At 69.6% G+C, this 1,472-nt stretch carries 1 protein-coding gene; it reads left to right on the top strand.

Going from position 1 to position 1,472, the window contains the following annotated elements:
* The first annotated feature begins 125 nt into the window (after positions 1–125).
* A complete protein-coding gene (locus GA0115259_RS37640; RefSeq protein ID WP_093605069.1) occupies positions 126–1,325 on the top strand; it encodes a glycine C-acetyltransferase in 1,200 nt (399 codons plus the stop codon).
* The last annotated feature ends 147 nt before the right edge of the window (positions 1,326–1,472 follow it).

Here is a 1,472-nt window from a genome sequence, read left to right as displayed (position 1 = left end):
CGGAGCCGCATATCGAGCACAGCCTCCCTTTCGACAGCGGCGCGCCCTTCGGCTCACTCGCCGGCGGCCGTGCACAGCCGGGACGTTCGGTGCCCCCAAAGAAGAAAGCAGAAGGAGCCTTCTCTATGTACGCGTCCGTACGGGACGAACTGTCCGCCACCCTCGGTGAGATCCGCGACGCCGGTCTCTTCAAGCCCGAGCGTGTGATCTCCACCCCGCAGAGCGCCTCGGTCGCCGTCACCGCGGGCGGCGGCGACGGTGAGGTCCTCAACTTCTGCGCCAACAACTACCTCGGCCTCGCCGATCATCCCGAGGTCGTCGCCGCCGCCAAGGACGCGCTCGACCGATGGGGGTACGGCATGGCCTCCGTACGCTTCATCTGCGGTACGCAGGAGATCCACAAGGAGTTGGAGCAGCGCCTCTCCGCGTTCCTCGGCCAGGAGGACACGATCCTCTACTCCTCCTGCTTCGACGCCAACGGCGGTGTCTTCGAGACCCTGCTCGGCGCGGAGGACGCGGTCATCTCCGACGCCCTCAACCACGCCAGCATCATCGACGGCATCCGGCTCTCCAAGGCCCGCCGCCTCCGCTATGCCAACCGTGACCTCGGCGAGCTGGAGGCCAGGCTCAAGGAGTCGCAGGACGCGCGTCGGCGGCTGATCGTCACGGACGGCGTGTTCTCGATGGACGGGTATGTCGCGCCGCTCGCCGAGATCTGCGATCTGGCCGACCGGTACGACGCGATGGTCATGGTCGACGACTCGCACGCCGTCGGCTTTGTCGGTCCCGGCGGTCGTGGCACCCCGGAACTGCACGGCGTGATGGACCGCGTCGACATTCTCACCGGCACGCTGGGCAAGGCCCTGGGCGGCGCCTCCGGCGGCTATGTCGCGGCGCGCGCCGAGATCGTCGCCCTGCTGCGGCAGCGCTCACGTCCGTATCTCTTCTCCAACTCGCTCGCTCCGGTCATCGCCGCCGCGTCGGTCAAGGTCCTGGACCTGCTGGAGAGCGCGGGCGAACTGCGGGACCGGCTGAACGCCAACACCGCGCTCTTCCGTACGAAGATGACCGAGGCGGGCTTCGAGATCCTGCCCGGTGACCACGCCATCGCTCCGGTCATGATCGGCGACGCGGCCGAGGCGGGCCGGATGGCGGAACTGCTGCTGGAGCGCGGCGTCTATGTGATCGGTTTCTCGTACCCGGTCGTTCCGATGGACCGGGCCCGGATCAGGGTCCAGCTCTCGGCGGCGCACTCCACGGCGGACGTGGAGCGCGCGGTTGCGGCGTTCATCGACGCGCGGGAGGCGATGCGCGGGACGAGCTGACGCGGCGCGCGCCGGGCGTTCCCACGGCCGGCGCCGCATGCGAGGCACTGTTCGGCCGACGCCGTACCGCGGCCCGGCCGGCAGGTGCCCGGGGCCGGTCCCACCTGGCAGGATGGCACGGTGATTGATGCACGGCGGCTGCGGATA

Origin of the sequence: Streptomyces sp. MnatMP-M17 (assembly GCF_900091995.1) — a bacterium.
In the GTDB taxonomy this organism is placed as follows: Bacteria; Actinomycetota; Actinomycetes; order Streptomycetales; family Streptomycetaceae; genus Streptomyces.
This window is presented reverse-complemented; position numbering and strand designations above follow the sequence as displayed.